This is a genomic window from Arthrobacter psychrochitiniphilus (genome assembly GCF_003185915.1).
Taxonomy (GTDB): Bacteria; Actinomycetota; Actinomycetes; order Actinomycetales; family Micrococcaceae; genus Specibacter; species Specibacter psychrochitiniphilus.
Genome location: NZ_QHLZ01000019.1, coordinates 12855 through 36812 on the forward strand (window position 1 = coordinate 12855; position 23958 = coordinate 36812).

Consider the following 23958-nt stretch of genomic DNA (forward strand, 5'->3'; position numbering starts at 1 on the left):
AAGGATATGCAGGGCCCGATCTGCCCTTGCCTCAACGAACTAATGGTCGAAGCGTAAGTCATCCGATGAAAAGCCCTAGAAGGAAATTTCGCTAGGGCTTGCTGTGACTTAGGCTGTATCCATGAATGAGCCCGTATACGCCATGTCTTGGCCCCGCGCCCTATTCGTCTGGGAGGCGCACCGGATTCTTCAGACGGCTCCGGAGCATAAACTGCGCCTTTGGACTGGACATCTTCTGCGGGAAGCCTTCGAGGATGATGGCATCGCTGAAGTATTCGAGGCAAAGTTTGAAGCCTTAAACAACGCCGCGGTGTGGGGAGTGCCGTCGATGCCTACTGCAAGCAGCGACACCCCACGTGGGTGGCTTCAGGCCCTCCTTTCCGATGAGAAAAGGCTTAAGCCCTACAAACCACCTGTTTATTATGCGGAACGCCACTCTAGCAACCTAGCGGACATCGGCCCAGACACCCGATACAGCTTCGCTGAAGATTTCATCGAACTCGTCGAGGAAATGTCGAGGGCAGGATACTTCCCCAAAATCCTCCCTAAAATCTGCGAAGACGAAACCGGGCCAGAGACCATCGACGTGTCGAAGGACCTCCGTCGCGCAACTAAACAAGTAATCGTCTGGCCTCTTACGTCGCTGCAAGCAAGTTTGCTGCCCGAGCCTACGGTGTACTCTCTCGTTGAGTACTTTAACGATCAAGCCTAGCGTCCCCGCGAAGCGGTATGGCACAGCTGGAACGAATGTGGTTTTGACTACTCCGCATTCAATCGTGAGTCAGGTGGCGCCGTTTACCGCTGGCGTGTGAACGAACTTCTCGACTCGCACAAGGCGCCGCTGAGACTCGGCTCTGTCGGAGAAGAACAGGGCCGGTTGATCCACTACTTCAGTGGCGAGCAAGATGCTCTTCTGACTGCGGAAATTGAAAATAGAAAAACTGAACCTTTAGATGAAGTGGCCCATGCCATACGGATGTTCCGTGCTCGTGGCGCAAACAATATCGACAAGCGCGCAGCATTGGCGATACTAGCTGGGCGGCTTGAGACGCAGAGAAAATACCTCGAGAGGAAGACCAGCAAGGCGGATGTTGACGACATTTTCCATATCGCCAACAAGTACCACATTCGACACCGTAAAGATCAAGTCAGTGAGGACCGGGAGGAGTATCTCGACTGGATGTTTTGGAACTTCTTCTCAATGGTGCGGCTTTTAGCCGCACTCGAGGCCAGGCAAAACACAATGCAGACTACACCTGGATAGTGTGTCGATTACTCGAGCATCTTCTCGAACAGCTCGGAGTCACGCACACCGCATCACGGGTTTCGGCCGCAAGTGCGCGACATCGACATTTGGGGCACAATAAAACCGTGCATGAACCTCGACCGATCGGAGCCCTGCTTGGCCAAGCTGAAGACGTTCAACTTCCTCGAGCTATCCGGCTACGGATTTCGGGGTTTCATCCCCTTCGACAGCATCCGTCAGCAGCGCGCGCATAACGACGGCGGCATCCCACAATCCCCGGGTGTGTATCTAGTGATGCGGATCAGTCCTGACGCCCCAAGATTTCTGGCAAAGGGTTTCGGTGGAACCCACAAGGCGCAGAAGGCAAACGTACCGATAAGCATCCTAGAAGCCAAATGGGTGCCGGACGCTTCAGTCCTCTATTTCGGCAAGGCAAGCCAGCGAAAGTTTGGTGGTGGCCTGTGGGACCGCGTGAACGAGTACGCGGTTGCCGGCCGGGGTCAGAAGCATGGGCATCGAGGCGGAGAGCACATTTGGCAGCTTGCCGATGCAAAGGATCTACTGGTGGCTTGGAAGGTAACACCGGGCGGCACAGAGCAGCAGCTAGAAGGATCCCTGATCGAAGCTTTCGAAGAGCACTACGGGAAGATCCCCTTCGCCAATAGGAAGCGGTAATCCTAATGGGTGGCCAAGCCCCGGCGTATCAAGCCCCCACCCCAGCTGACAGCGCCTTGTCACGCCGCGCCGGCATACTCGCGAGCGTCTCGCTAGCCTTCTGCCGCCGCTTGACGATCTTCACTACTTCTCCAGCCCGCCGCCATCAGATCTCATCGGCTTCATGCTTGGAGAGTATCCCTGTCATCAGTCAGGTCCGCATCAGCGCCGGCAAGCTAAACCATGGGCTCCCCTGCGCCCAGTCATTCGCAAGCCCGCCGCCAACCCAATTGCCGTCCACCGGTCACTCGGCCAGCTCGGTAATCAGATCCTCCCGCGAGCCGGGAACCCTGGACATTCGAACCGAAACAGCCGGTACTGATCGGTCTGCACTGCAACCGTAAGTAAATACCGACGAATACTATCGCCGCTGGTCAGAGCATGCTGGGAACTGAAACCCGGTCATCGCTTATCAACGTTTATGAACCCCGCTGTCGCCTCTATCGTCCAATTCGAATAGTCAAAAGGCATTCTTGGCCCTCATTAGCGCGGCATGAACATGACAATGCACGGTACTGAAGAGTCACCAATTGTCACCCAATTTAATGAGTTTCTAATGATTCGGTTACATCTTGTCGATGCTTCCCGTCGAGTCCTACACCTGCAGAGCACGAGACATCTCGTCCAAAAGAATGGAAAGGGTGAGGCTGCGCTCCCGAGTCCATCGGACACCGGAGCGCAGCCTCACCCAAATCCCTCTTAGAAGACGTTGTCCGCACTGTAGAATTCGTCAACGTTATCGCAGTTGATTCCCGCCGCCTTAGTGAATTCCTCTTTATCGAAATCCTTGGCAGTTTTCTGGCCGGTCGCAATGGAGATTGCGATCTCCATGCCCCTTTCAGTGGCGAGGCTCGGTGAGTTCAGGCCAGTCGAAACGTACTGGCCCTCGCAGCCACCTTCCTTGATCTTTGCTAGGGCTTCTTTCTGTCCGTCTGCGGAAGCTGCGACCAGAGTGGTCGTGTTTTTCTGGTCCTGCAGAACAGTTAGTGCACCAAGCGCCATAGCGTCATTGAGCCCAATGATCAGCTGAACGTCAGGATGTGCCGCAAGCATCGATTCGGCCACGGGTACAGCTTTGTCTTGTGCCCAGACCGCCGGTGATTCTGCAACGACTTTGTAGGGGATCCCCCCTGCTGTTAGCCCATCCAGGAAGCCCTTCTGGCGCTGCGGTCCAACGATTTCATCATTCGCACCGCCTGTAAGAATTCCTACATCTATGGACTTTCCCTTTGTAAAGCGTTTAGCGGTCAGTTCGCCTGAGAGCTTACCGATCTCGAAGTTGTCGCTCGTGACGGCTGTGACTCCAACGTCCGGAATACCTGTGTCTACGAAAATGAGTGGAATGTTGTTAGCGATGGCCTGCAATTGGGTCTTCTGAGTTTCTGGACTAATAGCATTCACAATCAAGGCATCCGCGCCTTGAGAAAGCATGGTCTGAGCCTGGTTCAGCTGGGTCACAGGATCGCCGTTGGCGCTTTGGAAAAGTAGCTTAAACCCTTGCTCTTTACTAATCCGCTCAGCTTCAATCTTCATCGCATTGAAATAGGGTGCGTCTAGCTGCTTTTGCAAGAACCCAATAGTGAGCTCCTTGACTTCTTTTTGAACGGCTGGCGCTCCGTCTCCGGCACCTGTTGCGCCGCTTCCTTCTGTGGAACCACAGCCCGTGAGGGCGAGTGCTGAGGCACTGAGCAGGGCGACTGCTCCAAGCCATAACCGATTAAGTTTCATCTTTAACTCCAGTTGTTGTTTTGTCCGTCGAAAGGTTACGGATGATTGGGGTGTTCACAGGTACTACGGAATGCTCAACACAGTTTTTTTCTTGCCTGAGCGGAAATGCACGGTCGTCATGACCACCGCTACCAGAATCAAGCCACCACGGAAGGCGTCTTGGAGGAATGTTGAGACGTTTAGCAGCACCAATAGGTTGGTAATGATGCCGAAGATTAAGGTGCCGAAGACGGCTCCCAAAACTGATCCCTTGCCACCACGAAGGCTTGCGCCGCCGATGACCACGGCTGCAATCGAGTCCAGTTCATATAGTGTGCCTGCGGTGGGTGTGCCGACACCTACCCTCGAAGCCAACAGAAAACCAGCGAACCCGACCATGGCACCTGCGATGATGTAAACCGCGAGCAGAGTTTGCTTGACAGGCACGCCTGAGGCATAGGCGGCCTCAGGGCTGCTTCCGATCGCGAAGATTCGACGCCCAAACACGGTACGGCGTGCCATAAACCAAACAGCCAGCGCGAGTACCAGCCAGATGATCCCTATCAACGGGAATCCAAGAATGGTTGCCGTGGCAATGGCGCGGAAATTTTCTGCTTGCGGCTGGACCGGAACACCCTCCGTGAAGGTGTAAACAAGGCCACGCGCTAGTGAGAGCATACCCAAGGTGACGATGAAGGGTTCTAGTCCTCTAAAGGCCACGAAGTATCCATTCAGAAGGCCGATGAGAACGCCTACAGCTATGGCGACAATGATTGCCAGAGGAACGCTGGCTCCACCAATGATCATCGCAGACATGACGCCTGCCAAACCGACCACTGAGCCAACGCTAATGTCGATACCGCCGGTAAGAACGATCAAAAATTGCGCCAAAACCACAATCCCGATGACTGATGCCTGCAGGATCAAGTTGGTGAGATTTCGTGCGGTGAAGAATGAGTCTGTGCTCAGTGCGGCAACTATCAGTAGTGCGATCAAGATATAGAGCGGGTACTGGCCCTTGGCCCAATGTATTAGTCCCCTAGTGCGGGTCGATCCTCGCCCAGCCTTGGCCGAGACGTCTTTGGTAGCTGTGGTGGTCATTAAAGTTCTCCTCCCAATGCAGCGCGCATGAGATCGTCGGTGTTGCTTTCTGTCGATTGGAATTCGTCTACGAGTTCTCCATCGCGGATTACCAAGATCCGGTGACAAATCATAAGAAGCTCTTCGGCTTCACTCGAGACAACAACCACGCCTTTTTGTTCATCGGCGAGTTCGTGCACGATCTGGTAAATATTGAGTCGTGACCCAATGTCAATCCCCTTGGTTGGCTCATCGAGGACCACTAAATTCGGTTTGGCCTCTATCCATTTCGCCAGGCATACTTTCTGCTGGTTCCCTCCAGACAAGGACCGTGTTAAAGTCTTGCCGTCGCCTTTGACCTTGTAGCGCTCGATGAGTTCGTCCACTCGGCGACGTTCTTGCTGCGGATTCAGAACACCGAACTTTGAATACTGCCCCAGCGTTGCCAGAGTCATATTGTCACCGTTGCTGAAGTCCTTAACGAAACCTTCCCTGCGGCGATCTTCTGCAAGGTAGGCGATGCCGTTTTTGAGCGCTGCACCTGGCGACTTCGGCGAAACTTCTTGCCCGTACAATTTGACGGTGCCGCTATCTCGATTCTGGTGTCCAGATATTGATCGGGCTATCGAACTGCGGCCGCTGCCCACGAGCCCATAGATGCCAACAATTTCACCGGGGTGGACCGTAAAATTGATGTCCCTCGCCGATCCAGAGCACAAACCGCTGACTTCTAATACTGGGTCAATTCCTGCAAATGACGGTGTAGGAACTGCTTCAAGAGCGCGAACCGCTTCGCCCACCATCAACGTCACGACTTCCTCGCGGTTTGTTTCCTTTGCTTTAAGGACCTCTATGAGTCGACCATTGCGCAAGATGGCAATCCGGTCAGCCATGGCAAAGACTTCCGGCATCCTATGGGAGACGAAAATGACGCAGGTCCCAGCAGCACGTTCACGTTCCACTAACGCTTCAACATCTTTGAAGTGCTCTTCCGTGGTTGACGCAGTGGTTTCGTCCAGGATGAGAATGCGATGAGGCGTAACTTGAGTACGCCCCAAAGCCAGCATCTGTCGCAAACCCGGAGTCAACGTTTTTCCCAGTTGACCTAGGGTTACCTCGTGCATGCCTACAGTGCGAAGGGCCTCCAGGGACTCCTCCCGGCGACGCTTAGGAATAACTCTCCATGAGCGATTCTTACCTGCCGAGCTGAGCTGCTTGAGCCAAAGGTTTTCCTCCACAGTGAACTCATCAACAATCACGGGTTCTTGGTGCATGAAGAGAATGCCTGCATCGTCAGCGTCCGCGGGCGACGTGACCTCTTTGTCATAGCCTGAAATCTTGATGCGACCTGTACTCGGCGCCGACTGTCCGCTGATCAGACGTGCCAAGGTGGACTTGCCGGCGCCATTTGCCCCGCAGATCGCCAAAACCTCACCTCGATAGCCAGCCAGGGAAACATCCTCCAAAGCTCTCACCCCCGGGAAGTCCTTGGAGACACCGGCCACTGAGAAAGCCACAGCCGGACTCGCCGGTGCGGGTACTGAGGTTGTCATCGGCTAGCTCCTAGCGCTACCGACGCTGAAATGTGCTGGGAAGTGGTCAGATAAACCGCATCTTTCCGAAGTGTGCGTCGCATTTGCGTTCCTTTGCAAAATACTCAGAGTGGGCGTCGAATGGTTGCAGCCCAGGTGTTGTGTGGATCACGTCTAATGGTAATATTACTACGACATAGCAGTTAAATGTCAACATGTTCATCGCATATTGCGTCTTTTGTGAAAGAAATAAGTAGTCCCGCTACAAAAGTGTGGATTTCAAGGCAACAATAGATACCAAAGGAGATCCCCATGTCCACAGATCAAGAACGGCGCAGAGTGATTGTCACTGCTCCTTCAGCTGTTGAAATAACGACACAGCCGGTCAGGGAACCATCATCCGCAGAGGCCCTGGTGCGGATGACTCTCGCCGGTGTTTGTGGTTCGGACACCACAGCTGTAGCAGGTCATCATCCGATGATTGCTTTGCCCTACTACCCGGGACATGAGGTGGTGGGCACGGTTGTGCGTATTGGTCCGGATGTCACCTCCACCAAAGTTGGTTCACGGGTGACAGTTATTCCCCCTCTCCCCTGTGGAACATGCAAGACGTGCCGAGATGGACGTAACAACCTGTGCGAAAATATGGAGTTTTTTGGTTGCGGATGGATTGATGGTGGGATGGCGGACACTTTTACGGTGCGGGCTGACCGCTTATATGACGTGCCAAGCGATTTTTCCGATGAGCAGGCAGTGCTGATTGAACCACTCGCGACTCCCGTCCATGCGGCTCGAATTGCCGGGGACCTTACAAACAAGACCGTAGTGATTCAAGGCGCTGGCACCATTGGACTCCTCATGTTGGCTGCAGCGCGCGCTGCAGGTGCTCGCACTATTGTCATGACGGATGTGTTGAAGGAGAAGCTGGAGAAAGCTAAATCTATGGGCGCCGATGATGGAGTCGATGCTTCATTGCCGAATATGGCGACGATCGTTCGGGAGAAACTGGGCGAAAGTGCAGACTACGTTTTCGATTGTGTTGCCAATCGGTACACCATCGAAGCGGCCGTATCTCTGGCTACGAAGGGCGGCACGGTGGTTGTTGTTGGCGTGCCGCACGGTGACATCACTGTTCCACTTCATCTGGTTCAGGATCACCAAATTCGGATACAGGGCACCATCACTTATTTAGAGGAGGACTACGACAAAGCAGTCGCAATCATTCGCAACGGCCACGTCAGTCCTACGGACTTCATCACCGGCCGTTACCCGATTTCACAATCCGCTGAAGCTTTCCGAGTCGCAGTCTCCGGAAAGCACACAAAAATACTCATCACTGCTGAAAAGCCAAGCCAACAGGGTATGCCGGCCCCTTCGAACTAGTGCACAAAATATCTGTGGGGGTAGTCTCCACCCGAAAATGTGTGGCGACAACCCCACAGATATTTTTTTTAGATCTTCCTGGAACAGTCCTGTAAGTTCCGACTGCAGCCAACTGCTCCTAACGCAGCGACGAGCCGCCGTCCATCAGTAGTTCGCTGCCCACAAAATAGCCGGCGTCTTCACTGAGGAGGAATGCTACAGTTGCCGCGACCTCACTGGGTAACGCGAACCGACCAATAACTGTGTCCTTTTTCCACGTTTCATGCATGTGCTGCTTGAGTGCGTTCAGAGGTGTATCGACATAGCCAGGTGAGAGAGCGTTGACACGGACCCCTAAGGGGCCCCATTCCACAGCCAAGGATCGGGTAAGGGCCACTACAGCAGCCTTGGATGAGTTGTATGCTGACTGTTTCTGCGGAAAGTTGACCACATGGTTTCCACTCATAGAGGCGATATTGACGATGGCACCTCCTCCTCTGGAGATCAATTCCCGGCCAAACGCTTGGCAACTCAGAAATACTCCACGGATATTGACAGCGAAAACAGCATCGAATTGCTCTACCGGCATGTCAATGGCTGCAACGTCATCCTCGACAATGCCGGCACAATTAACTAAGTCAACGGGACCATCACCCAGACGGTAAATTTCTTGGACGGCGGCCACAATGCTCTCAGGCGAAGTCATATCGATGCTCAGGCCAGTGATGCTATCGGGAAGGTTCTCTAGCCCCTTGAAGTCCAAACCATAAACTTGCGCACCATCGTTGTGGAGTCGTTCAGCTATTGCTAATCCGATACCCCCCGACGCGCCGATCACTGCTACACGTCGGCAATAAGTTGGTCTCTGGGAAGTATTCATGATTTTCTCTCTGTCTGAAGTAGTTCGCTGTTGAAAGCAAGGGAGCGGGCAGGGTTGGTCCGCAAAATCATTTCCATGACATCGGGGCCCACTTCCTTGTGTAGCCTTGGAATAAATCGCAAGGGCAAATATTGCAGCCCTGGCATTCCTCCATAAGCGATGTAGCGAGAAGCTCGGGCAACGTCTCCACCGAGGAGCAACCGATCAGCATGCCCATCTTGTACAACCGCGTAGAGAGTCTCGATAATCGCACTGTCTGGTGCTTCCCGGTGGCGAGCGGCGCCGTCGTACCCCAAATATGCTCCTCTGCTGGCCAGCTCACTGTGTAGTCCGGAATCTAGGTTCCGATCCACGTGAGCCAGGATGACCCGGTGAGGTGGAACTCCTAGACTTTCCAGCAGGTCAAGGACTTCATGACTGGCAGAACCATAGTCCAGGTGCACCATGACGCTCACCCCGGTCTCTCCATGACAAATAGCCGCCGCATGAAGAACTTTGGTTTCGAAATCACCTATCTGCCAATACCTGACCCCGGCTTTGACGACTCCCGCACAAATTGGCTCACCGGCGGCGGAAGGGACTTTTTCCCCTCGCCCGTCAGCGCCGTCCCTGAAACCTTTCATGACATCTTCTACGAACACTAGGGCCAATTCCTCGACAGTCAGCGCACGCAAATGATGCCCTTGCGGATAATGACCGCCGTGATGAGCTCCGGTGGTGTGGACTATCTTTAGCCCCGTTGCCTGGCTGATGCGGGCTACCGCTGCCGGATTTCGCCCAAGCCCGGTAGGCGTAGCGTCGATGATCGCCGATATCCCAGCTGATACCAGTAAATCGGCCTCCACTTGGCTTTTCTCTTCTGACTCAAGTTCCTCACCGGGGAGCAGCGGCGTCACTTGAAATAGATGCTCATGATAATCAACATATCCCAGCTCTTCAGGCTTGATATCCCCCAGGACGGTTCGGATGATTCCAGTTGTCGGTTCTTCCATCAGGTCAACCCCTCGGTAGAGACTCGAACCAAGGCTCAAGCCGTCGATATGCGTCCATAAAGGTCGCATAGCCATTGTGGTAACTATCTACATTTTTTGGTTCCGGATTCCTGCCAGGTGTCCGGTGAGACATGCTCGAGGCGACAGAGAAATCGTCAAAAATACCCACACCGACGCCACCGACAATCGCTGCCCCGATAGCGTTCGCTTCCTCAGCGATGTTCCTGCGATGAACTGGAACACCCCAGACATCAGCGAAAATTTGCAGGAGCAATGGAGAGTTTGTTGCTCCTCCGATGGCATCGATGGAGCTGACAGCATGCCCATTCTCTGTGAATGCGTTGAGTCCGGTGCGAAGGTTGAACGCCACCCCTTCCAACACAGCCCGAGCGAGATGGCCTCTGTCGTGATGCATCAATAGCCCTATAAAGGCCGCCCGAGCGCGTGGGTTCCAGTATGGGCTTCGTTCCCCTAGGAGATGAGGAAGAAAGTACAGGCCTTCCGCGGAGGCGCTCACTGCTGCAGCAGCAGCAAGGATCTCGCTGTATTTATCGTCTTCTTTAGGTGAGAGGACGTTGGCTATCCACTGGAGTGATGCGCCTCCGGCTTGCATGGTGGCGGTGGGCACGAAGTATCCTGGGACCACATGGTTGAAGGTCATGGATCTCATCTGGGGGTCGTGCAGCGGTTGGGGAGAGCTAATGGAAACCCACGAGGATGATCCGAGATACGTGTATGCTCCCGAATTTTCGTCGATGATCCCTGCACCCAGCGCGGCAGTGGGACCGTCGCCACCGCCAATGACGACGGGGGTTCCTTCAGCCATTCCCGTGAGAGCTGCTGCTTCCCTAGTCACGTGTCCAACTACCGTGGTGGATGCAACAACTTCAGGAAATAGCGTCTTCTTCAGCCCCGCTGCTGAGACCAATTCGTCTGACCACGATGCGCTCGACTGATCGTACGCGTTGGTGCTCGAAGCATCAGAAGGATCTGTAACGAGAACCCCCGTGAGACGGTAGGCAAGGTAATCCTTAGCTTGAAGTACCGTGGAAACCTTTGCGAAAACGTCCGGCTCAGTGTCACGTATGTACATGATTTTACTGAGTGAATAGGTAGGGTTGAGTCGGTGCCCGGTGAGCTGGTAGGCATGTTCCATGCCTACGCTGTCAATAAGGCTCTGGCATTGTGCTGTTGACCGTGTGTCGGCCCAAATCATGGCTGGTCTGACCGGGACGCCGTGACCATCCAGATATACGGCTCCCATCATCTGTCCGGAGAAGGAAACGACAGAGATATCTGTGTTCTTGACCTCTGCTTTGGTAAGCAACTGGCGGGTCGCCTCGATGAGAGCATTCCACCAGTCTTCTGGATTTTGTTCTGCTTTCCCACCCAAATCAAAATCTGCTGGGTAGTGAACGGTGACGGCCGCAATCAAGGTACCGCTGTCATCGACAAGGGTTGCTTTGTTGCCTGTTGTTCCCAAGTCATGGGCGATGATCATGAGTGCTCCTCGTTTAGTTTTGGCAGGCACGAGCTTGGGGACATCACAACTGTCCTACGACAGTTTTGATGTGTTCTGGATCGTGCAAATTTTTCAATGCCGTGGCGAAACCGTTCAGACCAACCGTTTGCGTAATAATGCCTTCAGTATTAATGCTTCCAGATTGGAGCGTGAAGAGTGCCCGACCAATGCAGAAGGCTTGTGCAAAGGAGCCTTTGATGGTTAACTCACGGCTGAAAATTTCGTAGGGTTTGATTTCAGCAACATCGTTTTCACCGGCAAGACCGTAGACGAGAATGGTTCCACCAGTTCTTGCCAGCTGGACTGCTGCTTCCAATACAGTTACCTTCCCTGTTGCCTCAATGACGGCGTCGAACCCTTCCGGCGCAATCTCACGCAGTGAGTCGATTGCTTCAGCGAGATCGTTGCGTTCCAGCTTCACAATATTGTTCGCCCCATGAAGAAGCGCTAGATCCAGTTTTGACTGTGTAGGTGCAGCAACAGTCACGCTGGCAGCACCAGCCATCTTGAGCAGCTGGGATAGTAATAAGCCGGTTGGGCCCGCACCGAAGACAAGTACGTTACTTCCAGGGCTAAGACCTAGGACATCAACTCCATGCATGGCACATGAGAGAGGTTCAGTCAGCACAGCAACGTCCAACGGCAGGCTGCCAATGTCATAGAGCTTTGACGTGCGAACAACCACATACTCAGCAAACGCACCCGGGGCGTTACATCCCAAGGAAACGAACTGTTCACAGAACAGTGGACGCCCATCCCGACATGGGCCACACTCACCACAGTGGATGGTGTTGTCAACGACAACTCTGGTTCCTAGCGCCATTCCTTGAGTGCTCGGTCCGTGACGGAGCACTTCACAAACCATTTCATGTCCAGGAATAAGCGGGAATTTAGCGATGAACCCCCCATGTAGCAGATGCTCATCGGTGCCACATACTCCAGTCAGGAGCACTCTGAGCAGAGTCTCCCCCGGACCTGGTTCTGGTTGAGGGACCTCATCTAGGCCCCAGGTTGACCCCTCTTGAAAAACTATGGCTTTCATTCGACCCCCTAAGAGAGCGGTGTAGTTCCAAATCTGGACTACTTCCGAGCACATCCACCATTTGTTTGTAATACTACATCACAGTGACGCAGGGCACGAGGATTTGGGCAATTTGACTTGATTTAGGCATTAAATTACCTGGAAGCCCAAACTGTACCGTAGTAAAACTACGAGATTTGTGTATGCTGTTATTCGACAGTTCGATTCGAATGAGGAGCCAACCCATGCAGTCTTCAGCGCAAATGCAGGTCGACTTACCCGCAGTCATCGAGATCCAAACAACGGGGGAGATGAATGGCCGAACACGACTTTACGAAAAGCACCTGGGCGACATGTCTGGCGTATATCTGGATACTGAGCAGTACGAACAGGCTGTGGCAGAGTCTGGTCCCGACACACTCATCTACTTCGTGAACGAGCACAAGTATCAGGACGGTCCTGGAGCACTTATTGTTGGTACCAGCACGCTATTGCCTGGAAAAGTGGGCGATGAATTTGCGGTCACTCGTGGTCATCTCCATGCAACCGCAAACCGTGCAGAGCTATACCACTGCCTTTCCGGGCACGGAGTCATGATGTTGGAAACTGCTTCGGGTGAAGTCTCGACCGTTGAGCTGACTCCAGGTAAGGCCGTGAATGTTCCAGGTCACTGGATTCACCGCAGCGTTAATGTGGGCACCGAGCCCTTTGTTACGCTCTTTTGCTATGCCGCCGACGCAGGCCAAAATTATGACATCATTGCCGACGCCGGAGGCATGAAGACGATGATCATCGACGACGGCGCCGGTAGCTGGACCGCCGTTCCGAACCCTCGCCATACCGGATACGAGGGCTAGGACGATGACAAATAGGATCTTGCAACAAATCGGCGCACTGGGCATCGTGCCCGTTATCGAAATTGAAGATGCCAAACAGGCCGTTGATCTCGCAGCTGCGCTGAAAGAGGGTGGCTTGCCAGTCATGGAAATCACACTGCGTACGGAAGCCGGACTAGCTGCCATCAGCGCGATCGCCGAGGCGTTCCCGGACTTTCTCCTCGGTGCTGGCTCTCTGCTGACTCCGGCACAGGTGACCGAAGTAGCAGCACGGGGTGCAAAATTTGGCGTTTCTCCGGGTCACTCTCAACTGCTACTGGATGCCGCAGCCCAGGCTCAGCTGCCGTTCATACCCGGCGCTGTCACACCCTCTGAAGTGATCTCCGCACTAGAAGCCGGATGCACCACTGTTAAGTTTTTTCCCGCAGAAGCCTTCGGTGGAACTAGAACTATTAAGTCCCTCGCAGCACCTTTCGCAACAGCTGGCATAAAGATCATGCCCACAGGAGGAGTTACACTCTCCAATCTAAAGGACTACCTTGCAATTCCCGAGGTCCTAGCTGTCGGCGGATCTTGGATCGCCACTCGCGAACAGATTCGCAACAGTAACTTTGCACAGATCAGCTACGCAGCGCGTGAAGCCGTTTCCTTGGTTTCCTCGTTGTCAAAGAACCGTTGAGGAACACCATGCCTAAAACTTTCACACACGAGACATTACAACCCGCTACAAAATCAACCTTTTATTTCATCGGCGTCACCACTGGACGGTCATCCATCCGCACTGTATTCCCATTGTGGGCCGAAGAGCTTGGTCTCGGGGATGTTGAAATGGTCGGAATTGATATGGAGATCCATGCCCCCCAAGAGCACTACCGACGCGTTGTTGAATTTTTAAAGGGCGACGCACTCAGCCTCGGAGCACTCGTAACAACGCATAAGATCGATCTTTACAATGCGGCCAAGGATCTTTTTGACGAAGTCGATCCGCTCGCAAGTCTCATGAACGAGGTCAGCTGCCTGTCAAAAAAAGACGGGCTCTTTGTGGCCCACGCCAAGGACCCTATCTCCTCCGGGCTTGCACTGGACGCGTTCCTTCCTGCTGGATACTGGAATGAATACGCTGCTGATTTGTTCATTCTCGGTGCTGGCGGGTCCGCGATAGCTATTGACTGGTATCTCAACCGTGCCGAACGAGGTACTGATCGACCTCGACGAATCATTGTCACGAACCGCAGTCCCCAGCGACTCGAAACCATGCAAACCATCCACGACGCCGGCGGCACTGACATTGTTCTAGAAACCGTGACAGCGCCCACTGCAGCAGATAATGACCGTTTCGTGGCGGAGATCAGCGAACACTCAGTCGTCATCAACGCCACCGGCTTAGGCAAGGACGCCCCCGGCTCCCCCTTTACCGACGAAGCTGTCTTCCCTCGCCACGGCGTCATCTGGGATCTTAACTACCGCGGAAATCTCTTGTTCTTAGATCAAGCCCACACCCAAAAAGAGAGCCGCGACCTGCGTATTGAAGATGGCTGGATCTATTTCCTCCATGGATGGACGCAAGTCATCGCAGAAGTCTTCCACATCGACATCCCTACCAGCGGCCCTCAATTCATCCGACTCGGCGAACTCGCCGCTTCAACACGGTAGGTGCCTGATGTCTGGAAAAATCCTCATCACGCCTCGATCGCTGACTGCCCAAGGACTCGAGAATGTTCCCGAACTCGAGCCACTGCGAAAACTTGGCTTCGAATTAATCCCAGGACCGGCAGGAAGGCTTCCCCAGAAAAGTGAGCTCCTGGTCCTTTGTACTGACGTCGTCGGATGGCTAGCCGGAATTGAAAAAATCGACGACGAGATTCTCACAGCTGCAAAAGCTCTCAAGGTCATCTCTCGTAACGGCGCCGGTACCGATGCCATCGACACGGAGATGGCATCGGTTTTAGGTATCAGCGTCATGCGTGCGGCCGGGGCGAATGCACGCGGCGTGGCAGAGTTGGCGTTGACCCTGATCCTCTGTGCTCTGCGTCAGGTAACTCAGGCCAATGAAATTCTCCACGCCGGAAGGTGGGAGCGCAGAATGGGCAAAGAGATGCCCGAGATTCGTCTCGGGATCGTTGGGTACGGCGCCATCGGGCGGACCCTAGCGACCTTAGCTGTGAGCCTAGGCGCCCAGGTGTCCTTCTACGATCCCTTTGCTGCCGAATCCGCCGTCGAACACTCTCGAATTGACAGTTTGGCAACCCTATTCGCGTCCTCTGATGTGGTCTCATTGCACAGCCCACCACCGGAGAATGGCAAGGCTTTGGTTGACGATGAGTTGCTATCCCTACTCCCTCACGGAGCCATCTTGGTCAATACGGCGAGAGAAAGCCTAGTCAATGACTCGCATGTACTTGCTGCTTTGGAAGCCGGAAGACTTGCCAGTTACGCTGTGGATGCCTTCGACAGTGAACCTCCAGCATTAACGGCGCTGCTGATGCACCCCAATACAGTATTGACCCCACACATCGGCGCCTATACTGGGCACAGCGTTAGCCGTGCGGTCCAATACGCAGTAAACAATCTTGTAGGATCCTTGTCTACAGGTGCATAAATGACAGGAATATAGCAATCCCATGACACGCCACAAGGTTCCTTACGATCTCAAAGTCCCTCTGCTCGAACATATAGGGAATGTCTTTGAAACTCTGAGCAAATCAGAGCGGAAAGTTGCCAGCTTGGTTTTAGAAAATCCAAGCTTTGTGGTCGAGTCTACGATGGCTGCTGTGGCCAGCGCTGCTGCGGTCAGTGAGCCCACAGTGTTGCGCTTCGCCACAGCACTGGGGCTCACTGGCTTCCAGCAGTTTAAGATTCAGTTAGCCCAAACCATGGCACTGGGATTGCCGGCCACACTCTCATTTGTGAACGAAAGTGATTCTGACGCCCGCATTACTCAAAAACTTTTCGATCAAACAATCTCCAGTCTTGATCGCACGAGGCGTTCACTGGACATTGAGCAGATCACCAAAGCCGCCGATGCCATCCTTAACGCTCGCTCAATTTTATTTGCCGGACTGGGTGCATCGGGCATCGTAGCTCATGACGCGTTGCAGAAATCTGTCCTTTTTGGGCTGCCCTGCTCCGCGCCAGAGGACATCCATCAACAGTTCATGGAAGCCTCCATGGCCACTTCAGACACTGTAGTGATCGTCATTTCCAACGTGGGGCGGACGTTATCGGTGCTTGACGTGGCAGTGGCTGCTCGTTCCAGAGGAGCCACGGTGATTGCAATCTCCAGGGATGACAGCCCGGTGACCGAGGCCAGTGATATCCCACTGATTGTCAAAACGTTTGAAGACACCGATCAGTTCACTCCTACCGTTAGCCGGTTAGCTCACCTAGTCATCATCGATTGCTTGGCAACTATCGTCAGCATTCGTCGAGGAAGCGAGCACCTCGCAAGACTGGCTGAAATGAAGCGGAATCTCACCGTATTCAGAAAAACATCGAGTAGGTAGTAAAGACATGGAAGCCATCCTCTTTGACCTCGATGGAACCCTGGTGGATACCGAGCCCCTTTGGATCCGTTCACAACGCCACTTAGCCAACCAGTTCGGCATCAAGTGGACACGACAAGATGAGATATCACTTGTGGGGCACTCTATGAGCTATGTAGCAGCCAAACTTCAAGATCGAGGCGTCGACATGGATGCGGAGACCATAATAGCGTCTCGAATTGAGTACGTCGGTCTCCAACTCAAGGATAAGGCGCCATGGAAAGTTGGCGCAAAGCAGCTTCTCTCTACCATCCGAGAACGAAATATACCTTGCGCCCTGGTCACCATGAGTCCGCGCCCAATTGTCGACGAAATCCTACGAAGAATACCGTCAGATACTTTTGAGGTAACGGTAACCGGAACTGACTGCATTTATGGAAAACCACACCCTGAGCCATACTTACGGGCTTTGGACCGCCTAGGTATTGCCGCCACGCACAGTATGGCCGTAGAAGACTCCTGCGCTGGAGTAGAAAGTGCAGAAAGGGCTCGACTGCCTGTAGCCATTGTCCCGAGCCAAATTTCGGTTCCAGCTGCCCCAGGACGATTCCATATTACTTCCCTTCAAGCACTAGAGGACCAATTCTTAGCAGATCTGCATGGCTTCGGCCGGGGATCAATTTAATGTGTTTCTAATGAGTTGAGTTGGAATGACGCAGTTCGTGGCCACTACCTCAAAGCGAAGCCGCAGGTCAGTGGCCCCTACCCCACCAAACTGCCGTTTCCAACCGACGACCGTTGCGTTCGAACACCAAAGCCCTTTAAACGCGAAATGACGGGGTGGAAACCGCCCCGTCACTGCGAAAAACCCTAAAAATCCGGGCTTTTCGGCCCGAGATCCCCTGTCGGGTTCGAACCGATGACCATTGCATTCTATGCGGTCATTGCCCATGAAAACCGTCCATTTCGCGGCCAAAACGCCCATCATTGCGGGCTATTGGCAACTATCGACCACCAATGGGCCTCCTATGGGATTCGAACCCATGACCCCCGCTTGCGAAGCGTCGGTCCATTCGGTGTTGCCAATAAGTCGCTTTGGCCTGTTCCTGCATGATGTGATTGCAACAATGCAAGATACTAAATAGTCGCTGTTGCGTGTTCAAAAGTATGAGTTTTGTATGACGTGGTGGGAACTACCTGCCTGGCTGCTGCGCGCCCTCGAGCATCGCCAATAGGACACCAACGGTGTACATTTCATTTTACTCTTGATTCACCAGAGTAGGTCTGCAAGTTCTTATGTTCGCGGAACCAATCCTCAAAACCCAACGCGGGCATTCCCCAATTGGCACACCTCACGCTGATCCTGGGCGTGTTGCTGTCCCGATAGGATCGGTTGAGTCTATATACCGTGACGCCACCAGTAGAGCGGCAAAGTCCAGAAACGCATACTTGCAGTGCAAAGCGGTGAGAGCCCGTCATCCTATCAAAGGTTCCATTGATGAGCCTCTCGGCACAGAGGAACGGAGGGGGTTGCTATTTTGGCTCCCTCTGCACCAGCCATCTCTCCCATGGACGTGGCTGAAATATTTCGGTCCCTTCGTGCAGTGTCAACTGCAGCTTGGAACTGACAGTGCAGACGAGTTGAACCATCAGAACCGCTTCCCAGACCATTCGAGGATCATGTCCAGACCGGCACGTTCAGTTTGGACATGGTCTGCGGTTTTCAGCGCTCGGCGCCACACTCCGCTCTATCCTTCGGTGGACACTCGGTCTGACTGTCCTGCTCGCCATCAACGCAACTCATACAAGAGTCGTACGTGGATCGCTATTGACGTTGAAGAGCCATTATGGAGTAATATCGGATATGACCGATATTTCAAGGACGTAAGATACCTCGGCCTCAGAGGTCGAACATACGAATGGTGCACTGCATAGGAGGAGGTACGGACGATGGCACGGACTATCACTTCGCGATGCCTCCCTCAACCTTCAACCCGTCATCTGTTCACTGAGCCCCATCAGCCTAGCTTCACCGCATGGTCAGTAACACGAGTGCACCGGCAAAAATGTGGGGATTCAACCGGGATGCCTGCCAATCCGGGGTCGTTTTCAAATGAGCAGGATGTTGACACGTTAAGCAGCTTCGAGACTGGCGTTGACCAGCGGCGTGGAAACGGGGTCGAGCTGTCAGTCAGAATTTATCTACTCTTCTTGGACATCTCTGGTCGCCAAGAGTCACTACAGGGCGACGGGGTGGTCATCTATTACAGCGAGAAGCGTGGACAGGGGCCTGCAACCGAGGATATGGCCTATCCAAGCGGAGCAGATAAGCAGTTCGAAACCTTTACCGATTTTGCTGTTACTGGGTCTCAAGATCGTATAGATCTACAATGGGGCAATCCTTCAGAAAGTACAGTGCCGACCTGCGTGGTATTAGGCCGAGATGTTGTACATGGAATCTGCGGGCAAGCACTGTTTCCACTGTATGCTCCCACGCGAGTCTCATTCCATAATAGAAATATCGCGACCCAATACCCTAGAATTTTGATGGTTTGGTTAATTTGTCCGGTGAGCATTTCACCGACAATTAGGCTCTTCAACCTTCGCGAAAAATATCATTTTCATGTAAATCGTAAGTCCCCATACATTCAGAGCTACTGCTGTAAGGGTAGTAAATACAGCTGCACATACGACTGGAAGATATAGCCATGACCGATCAAACGTACCCCCCAACGGATCCTTCCGAGCCAGGCGACGATTACGATTATGATCCGTTGCAAGTTGATGATAATCCCGAAGCGACTGCCGCATATGAAGACACTCTCCAATTCCTGCGGCTTCGATCCGGCGCGAAGACTATTCGCCAAGAGAAGGGACTCACTCAAACGGATGTGGCTAGTTCCATGGGTACCACCCAGTCTGCCGTATCAGACATCGAATCTGGGCGCGTCGACGCACAACTCAGTACATGGCAACGATACGCTAGAGCCATTGGCAAACAATTCGGGTTCTCCCTCTTAGGCGAAAAAACACCGCCAACGCGGGAAGATCAGCCCGACTCCAATGAGAATATGGTCCTCACCGGCTTCGCACTAGCGCCAGTACTGACTAAACTGAGTTGGGCTGATGCGGCGCAGAGTTTGTCTGCTATTTCAAAGGAGACAAATCTTCCCGAGATAATGGTTTCCCATATACTTGAACAACTCGGCAAGGCAGGCTGGACTACAGCTAAGGGAGAAGGAACTCAGCGCTCTTTCAAACTCGAGGATGAGGCGGCCACCGGTATTGGCGTTAGTCTCCACAGGGACAGGGTAACCGCTGTGCTCACCGACCTAGAAGGAACACTGATAACTGGAACCAGTTATCCGATCGCTACGTCGACCCCAGAAATAGTGAGAGAGGCAGTCGTTATAGCTGTCAAAGAATTGTGGGAATATAGCACCAAAGAAGTTAGACGATCCGTTCTCGGAGTCGGAGTCAGTCTTGCTGGGGTCATTGATACAGATACGGGGGAAGTCAAGACCGCCCCCGACCTTCAGAGCCAAGATCATGGCTGGGAAGGAGAGCAATTAAGGCGGCATCTCGAGCAAGAGATACAAACACGAGTCCATTCTTCATTACGAATTTCCGTGTCTAACGATGTCAATGCCCTAGCTATATGGCACGGCATGCAAAAGCGCGGAGCCGACAAGCAGACCTCCCATCCCGACCCTTCCCGAGGATCCTTTGCAGCAGTCATACTGATTAACGACTGTGGCATTGGAGCTGCTCTAATATCCGATGGTAAAATAATTCACGGAGCCAATTCAGCAACTGGCGAAATCGGACATGTTATTGTTGATTTTTCTGAAAACGCACCTGCATGCCAGGCTGCAAAAAAACATAGCGGCTGCCTTGAAACGGTCGCAACAGTTCAGGGGATTCTTAGTGAACTCGATATCGAGACAGATTCGATTCAGACGCGCCTAGAAGGCCTAAGATATGCAAGTGACAAGATATTGTCTCATGATACGCGTTACCGAGATGCATTTTATAAAGCCGGTACCAGGATTGGTCGAGCTGTTCTGTTACTAGAATTACTGGATCCGGATGAGGTTGCTATATACGCTAGTCCTTACCTGTATTCAGCTCCTCCTATTGCTGAAACGGTAGAGCCTTTTCAAATTGGAATAACTAAGGCCCTCACGGACGCAAAAAATACTCAGCAGATCTCCGTTGATCCGGATTTACAATGGTATTCACTTAATAATGAAACGATTGCTGTAGCGGCCAGTATGGAAATGTATACTAATTTCTTGAATAATCCCGTTACGTGGTATCCAGATTTTACTAACATAATGAAAAGCGATATGCGCCTGACTCTTGGAGCAACTTCTAGTAATTTAAATCGAATCTAGAAGAGCATGAAATCCATCGCTAAAGTCAGGATTCTTTTCTCGCTAATTGGTAAGACTTTACATAAATACATGGATATATTAGTCATTGGTGTTGTGGGGCTTCTTGTCTTCATCGGTCTAGCATCACTAATTGAATGGCTAGCTTCGTCTTTCATAGACGGCGATGAAATCAACAGGGCCAAGGCTGTGTCCGTTGCGCGAACCTCGCTGATTCAATTACTTGGTGGCGTCGCTTTGGCTGGAGGCCTCTTCTTTACTGGCCGAACCTATTTGCTTGCTCGTGCAACCAATATCACGGATTTGTTTAGTAAAGCCATGGATCAAATAGGTGATCGAAAAAATACAAGTGTCAGATGTGGGGGACTACATACACTTGGGATGTTAGCTCATGAAAATAGTCGATACTGGCCCGCTGTAGAAGAAATTTTATGTACATATAGCAAAGAGTACTCGTCAGGCGATGATGATGAGGTACAACCGGATGTTCAGATTGCACTTAATATTTTAGGAGGGAGAAAAGGGAGAGAAAATGAAAGTTGGTCTGCACTTGATCTTCGCAATATACATGCCCCTAAAGCACAGTTAGTCGGGATAAATTTTAGCCACGCAAGATTAAGTGGAGCGAACTTTGAGTGTGCCGATTTTACGGATGCTTCTTTGATCGGCACCGAGCTGGACGGTGCGTTCCTCAAGGGAATAATTCTCACTGGCTCCCGAGCAAGGGCTGCAGACTTTAGGAGGTCAAACTTATCTGGTGCCGATTTTCTTTCTGCAGACCTCTCCAATGTTGAACTTGCAGAATGCACTATGGAAGGTGTGAAAAATTTGACGGAAGAACAACTTCAAAAGGTAAATTCGAGGCCTAGCTCACTGTCTGCCGGCTAGGATCAACAGCGTCAGACCATATATAATGGACCGAGAATTGAGGCATGGAATATCATCTTAATATTCCTTGCTCCTCCATCTGGAGCGGGCACATCTCCAATCTGAATTTTCAATTATAAGATTTCGATTAGTGCCGAAATTAGCCCGGCATAGACGAAGTGCAACATGATCATCGCTTCTTTCTCCATATATTAGTGCATAGACTAATCTATTCTGATTAGAAATCAGATCAATAATTGATATTCCAAAGAGTGCCCCGTTTTGGGATTTCACAACATCTGGATGTCCATTTGGATCAAAAGATGCGATCGTTGCAGCTTTCATTCTTCCAATAAGGATGTCTCTGTTACATGTCGAGTCTTGATCAAGAACCGCTCTAATGATGTCTTCTCGTTCTTTATCTAGGAGGTCGCGTACGGTGCCGGGTTTCCCCCATCGAGTCTTCCCGGTCATTGGGACCTCCTTTCTAACTATGCTGGCGTCCATTTAGGCGACTTCAGCCGACGGCCGTCTGAATCCATGTCAGTTTCTGGGTAGTAACTCAGAGGTTACACTGTTATGTCGTATTGAGTCATGGGTTCCAGGCCGCTGATCGCATGAGGCCTTCACCTGCATCTCCGACCTAGGTACTTGGACCAAACATATAGTTCCCTATCACGGCCCGAACATGCTGCAATTTCGCCAGGAAGCGCAACGGGCAAACTACACAAATGGATTCGTTGAAACTTCAGTTTCCGCGGCCCCCAGTCCATACGACGGACGCCCACCCACTCCGCCCATTGCAAGTTTCTTGACGGCTCTTTATCGCAGGCTGGCACAGACTGATCCAGGGCTTTCAGCATTGGCTGATGGCTTCCTCTACAACCAGTCCGGGGGCCCGTCCACTGGATTCCACCGAACCTGGGATGCCAAGGACGTCTACTCTCCCCATGTTCTCGACAAGATCCCGTTCACTCCAGGACCGCCCAATTCACGATGGGCACAATTCTATTCGTAGATTGTGCGCTGGAACCTGTGTGGGGTCTGTCCCGGCTTTGCTGGCTCTTCACGGTTCGTGGTGAATCTGGGGTTCGTGTCGTAGCAAAGTAGGAGCTCGTGGCCCTGCTGAGATGGATGTGTCTAGCATTCTTCTCGAGTCAGGAACCACGAGCCTTGATCCAGCCTACCCAGTCGTGCCCGTCTGCGGCGACGACTCTCTACAATCTGCCTGATTATCAGGTCATCTCCGTCATCAATGACGACGATGCTGGTATCCGTGTCGTCACGGTTGCCTCGGACTTCCCGACAGCTTGCCCTAGTTGCGCCGTCCTAGCGTCTCGGGTCCATTCGCGCCGGATCCAAAGGGTTCGTGACATCCTTGTTGCCGGGCATGTGAGACTCATGTGGGCCAAGCGGCGGCTCTTTTGCGACGAGGCTCTTTGCGCCCGGAAGACCTTTGCCGAGGCAACCCCGCAGATGCCCCGGTTCGCCCGTTCCACCACACGGTTGAAGGAAACCCTCAAGGACGCCGTCATCGACTCTGGCCGGGCCGCATCCGAAGTCGCGGCCGCGTTCAAGGTCTCTTGGTGGCTGGTCAACACCGTCGTGGTCGCTGCCGCCGAGGCGCTGCCGTCCGTGGACTTACTAGCGCCCACACGGCTCGGGATTGACGAGCACCGCTACCGTTCCGTGCGCTGGCTGCAAGACCAGCAGAGCAAGAAATGGACTCGGTACGAGCCGTGGATGTCAACGATCGTTGACGTCGACACCGGACAAGTGTTGGGCATCGCGGACGGCCGCGACAGCCGTGGCGTGGGTGCCTGGCTCAAAGCACGACCCGCCACCTGGCTTTCCTGCATTGAGACGGTCGGCATCGACCCCTCGGCCGCTTTCCGCAAGGCCCTGCGTGAGAACCTGCCCGACGCTGCTGCCAGCGTCGATCACTTCCACATGGTGCTTTTGGCCAACGACATGCTCACCCAGGTTCGTCAACGGGTCTCCCGGGAACAGAACGGGCGCCGCGGCCTGAAAACAGACAAGGCCTGGGCGCATCGGCAATTGCTGCTGCGCGGCTACGACACGCTCTCCGACGCTGGGAAGAAGCGCCTCGATGACGTCTTCGCCACCGATGATCCAAGTAAGGAACTCGTGGCTGCTTGGGGTGTGAAGGAAGCCTTGCGCCTGATGCTCTCCAACAACAATCCGGCCAGCGTGGAAGACCGCAAAGCGTTCTTTGAACGGCAGGTCCAGGACTCTGGACACGCTCTGGTGACGGGTTCGGGGTTCGTCGATTTTTCGGGGTTTTTCTTGATAAAAGCCTGTT

21 protein-coding genes are annotated in these 23958 nt (G+C 53.0%); 13 read left to right on the top strand and 8 right to left on the bottom strand.

What is annotated here, in order from left to right; genetic code table 11:
- The first annotated feature begins 121 nt into the window (after positions 1 to 121).
- From CVS29_RS17685 to CVS29_RS17695, 3 genes are all read left to right on the top strand, one after another.
- Positions 122 to 712: a hypothetical protein gene (locus tag CVS29_RS17685; protein WP_146213119.1), complete on the top strand. Its 591-nt coding sequence runs from the start codon at positions 122 to 124 to the stop codon at positions 710 to 712.
- A 96-nt stretch (positions 713 to 808) separates the two neighbouring features.
- A complete protein-coding gene (locus tag CVS29_RS17690; protein ID WP_110107916.1) occupies positions 809 to 1264 on the top strand; it encodes a hypothetical protein in 456 nt (151 codons plus the stop codon).
- Between the two features lie 111 nt (positions 1265 to 1375).
- Positions 1376 to 1921, top strand: coding sequence for a hypothetical protein (locus CVS29_RS17695; protein ID WP_146213120.1), 546 nt, complete (start codon positions 1376 to 1378; stop codon positions 1919 to 1921).
- A 738-nt stretch (positions 1922 to 2659) separates the two neighbouring features.
- Here the strand turns inward: CVS29_RS17695 and CVS29_RS17700 are convergent.
- The 3 genes from CVS29_RS17700 to CVS29_RS17710 all read right to left on the bottom strand — a co-directional run bounded on the left by CVS29_RS17700 (position 2660) and on the right by CVS29_RS17710 (position 6300).
- The gene (locus tag CVS29_RS17700; RefSeq protein WP_110107918.1) at positions 2660 to 3688 is read right to left on the bottom strand and encodes a sugar ABC transporter substrate-binding protein; all 1029 of its coding nucleotides are present in this window, start codon (positions 3686 to 3688) and stop codon (positions 2660 to 2662) included.
- Positions 3689 to 3751: 63 nt separating this feature from the next.
- Entirely contained in the window at positions 3752 to 4768 is a 1017-nt protein-coding gene (locus CVS29_RS17705; protein WP_110107919.1) for an ABC transporter permease, read from the bottom strand.
- Complete coding sequence (locus CVS29_RS17710) at positions 4768 to 6300, bottom strand: sugar ABC transporter ATP-binding protein (RefSeq protein WP_110107920.1); 1533 nt, start codon at positions 6298 to 6300, stop codon at positions 4768 to 4770. The genes CVS29_RS17705 and CVS29_RS17710 overlap by 1 nt, the downstream gene beginning before the upstream one ends.
- A 291-nt stretch (positions 6301 to 6591) precedes the next feature.
- Between CVS29_RS17710 and CVS29_RS17715 the strand changes: the two genes are divergently transcribed.
- Positions 6592 to 7662, top strand: coding sequence for a zinc-dependent alcohol dehydrogenase (locus tag CVS29_RS17715; RefSeq protein ID WP_110107921.1), 1071 nt, complete (start codon positions 6592 to 6594; stop codon positions 7660 to 7662).
- Positions 7663 to 7780: 118 nt separating this feature from the next.
- On the opposite strand, the gene CVS29_RS17720 is transcribed toward CVS29_RS17715, so the two are convergent.
- From CVS29_RS17720 to CVS29_RS17735, 4 genes are read right to left on the bottom strand one after another with little or no spacing between them, the layout of a single operon-like run.
- Positions 7781 to 8521, bottom strand: a complete 741-nt coding sequence (locus tag CVS29_RS17720; protein ID WP_110107922.1) for an SDR family NAD(P)-dependent oxidoreductase — start codon at positions 8519 to 8521, stop codon at positions 7781 to 7783.
- Positions 8518 to 9513 (bottom strand): phosphotriesterase family protein, encoded by a 996-nt coding sequence (locus CVS29_RS17725; protein ID WP_110107923.1) that lies wholly within the window; start codon positions 9511 to 9513, stop codon positions 8518 to 8520. The genes CVS29_RS17720 and CVS29_RS17725 overlap by 4 nt, the downstream gene beginning before the upstream one ends.
- A 4-nt stretch (positions 9514 to 9517) precedes the next feature.
- The gene (xylB, locus tag CVS29_RS17730; RefSeq protein ID WP_110107924.1) at positions 9518 to 11014 is read right to left on the bottom strand and encodes a xylulokinase; all 1497 of its coding nucleotides are present in this window, start codon (positions 11012 to 11014) and stop codon (positions 9518 to 9520) included.
- A 43-nt stretch (positions 11015 to 11057) separates the two neighbouring features.
- A complete protein-coding gene (locus CVS29_RS17735; RefSeq protein ID WP_110107925.1) occupies positions 11058 to 12131 on the bottom strand; it encodes a zinc-dependent alcohol dehydrogenase family protein in 1074 nt (357 codons plus the stop codon).
- A 170-nt stretch (positions 12132 to 12301) separates the two neighbouring features.
- Between CVS29_RS17735 and CVS29_RS17740 the strand changes: the two genes are divergently transcribed.
- From CVS29_RS17740 to CVS29_RS17775, 8 genes are all read left to right on the top strand, one after another.
- On the top strand, positions 12302 to 12913 hold the full coding sequence (locus CVS29_RS17740) for a glucose-6-phosphate isomerase family protein (protein ID WP_170121043.1): 612 nt from the start codon (positions 12302 to 12304) through the stop codon (positions 12911 to 12913).
- A 4-nt stretch (positions 12914 to 12917) separates the two neighbouring features.
- On the top strand, positions 12918 to 13571 hold the full coding sequence (eda, locus tag CVS29_RS17745) for a bifunctional 4-hydroxy-2-oxoglutarate aldolase/2-dehydro-3-deoxy-phosphogluconate aldolase (RefSeq protein WP_110107927.1): 654 nt from the start codon (positions 12918 to 12920) through the stop codon (positions 13569 to 13571).
- An 8-nt stretch (positions 13572 to 13579) separates the two neighbouring features.
- Positions 13580 to 14545 (top strand): shikimate dehydrogenase family protein, encoded by a 966-nt coding sequence (locus tag CVS29_RS17750; protein ID WP_110107928.1) that lies wholly within the window; start codon positions 13580 to 13582, stop codon positions 14543 to 14545.
- 7 nt (positions 14546 to 14552) lie between these two features.
- On the top strand, positions 14553 to 15491 hold the full coding sequence (locus CVS29_RS17755; protein ID WP_170121044.1) for an NAD(P)-dependent oxidoreductase: 939 nt from the start codon (positions 14553 to 14555) through the stop codon (positions 15489 to 15491).
- A gap of 22 nt (positions 15492 to 15513) precedes the next feature.
- Entirely contained in the window at positions 15514 to 16395 is an 882-nt protein-coding gene (locus tag CVS29_RS17760; protein WP_110107930.1) for an SIS domain-containing protein, read from the top strand.
- A 7-nt stretch (positions 16396 to 16402) separates the two neighbouring features.
- The gene (locus CVS29_RS19340; RefSeq protein ID WP_110107931.1) at positions 16403 to 17059 is read left to right on the top strand and encodes an HAD family hydrolase; all 657 of its coding nucleotides are present in this window, start codon (positions 16403 to 16405) and stop codon (positions 17057 to 17059) included.
- A 2023-nt stretch (positions 17060 to 19082) separates the two neighbouring features.
- A complete protein-coding gene (locus CVS29_RS17770) occupies positions 19083 to 20771 on the top strand; it encodes an ROK family protein (RefSeq protein WP_110107932.1) in 1689 nt (562 codons plus the stop codon).
- A gap of 6 nt (positions 20772 to 20777) precedes the next feature.
- Positions 20778 to 21656 carry a pentapeptide repeat-containing protein gene (locus tag CVS29_RS17775; RefSeq protein WP_110107933.1) on the top strand — a complete coding sequence of 293 codons (879 nt, stop codon included), beginning with the start codon at positions 20778 to 20780 and terminating at the stop codon, positions 21654 to 21656.
- Between the two features lie 57 nt (positions 21657 to 21713).
- On the opposite strand, the gene CVS29_RS18305 is transcribed toward CVS29_RS17775, so the two are convergent.
- Positions 21714 to 22142 (bottom strand): hypothetical protein, encoded by a 429-nt coding sequence (locus CVS29_RS18305; protein ID WP_146213123.1) that lies wholly within the window; start codon positions 22140 to 22142, stop codon positions 21714 to 21716.
- Between the two features lie 666 nt (positions 22143 to 22808).
- Here CVS29_RS18305 and CVS29_RS17785 point away from each other — a divergent pair.
- A partial coding sequence (locus CVS29_RS17785; RefSeq protein ID WP_170121045.1) for an ISL3 family transposase occupies positions 22809 to 23958 on the top strand: 1150 nt, incomplete at its 3' end.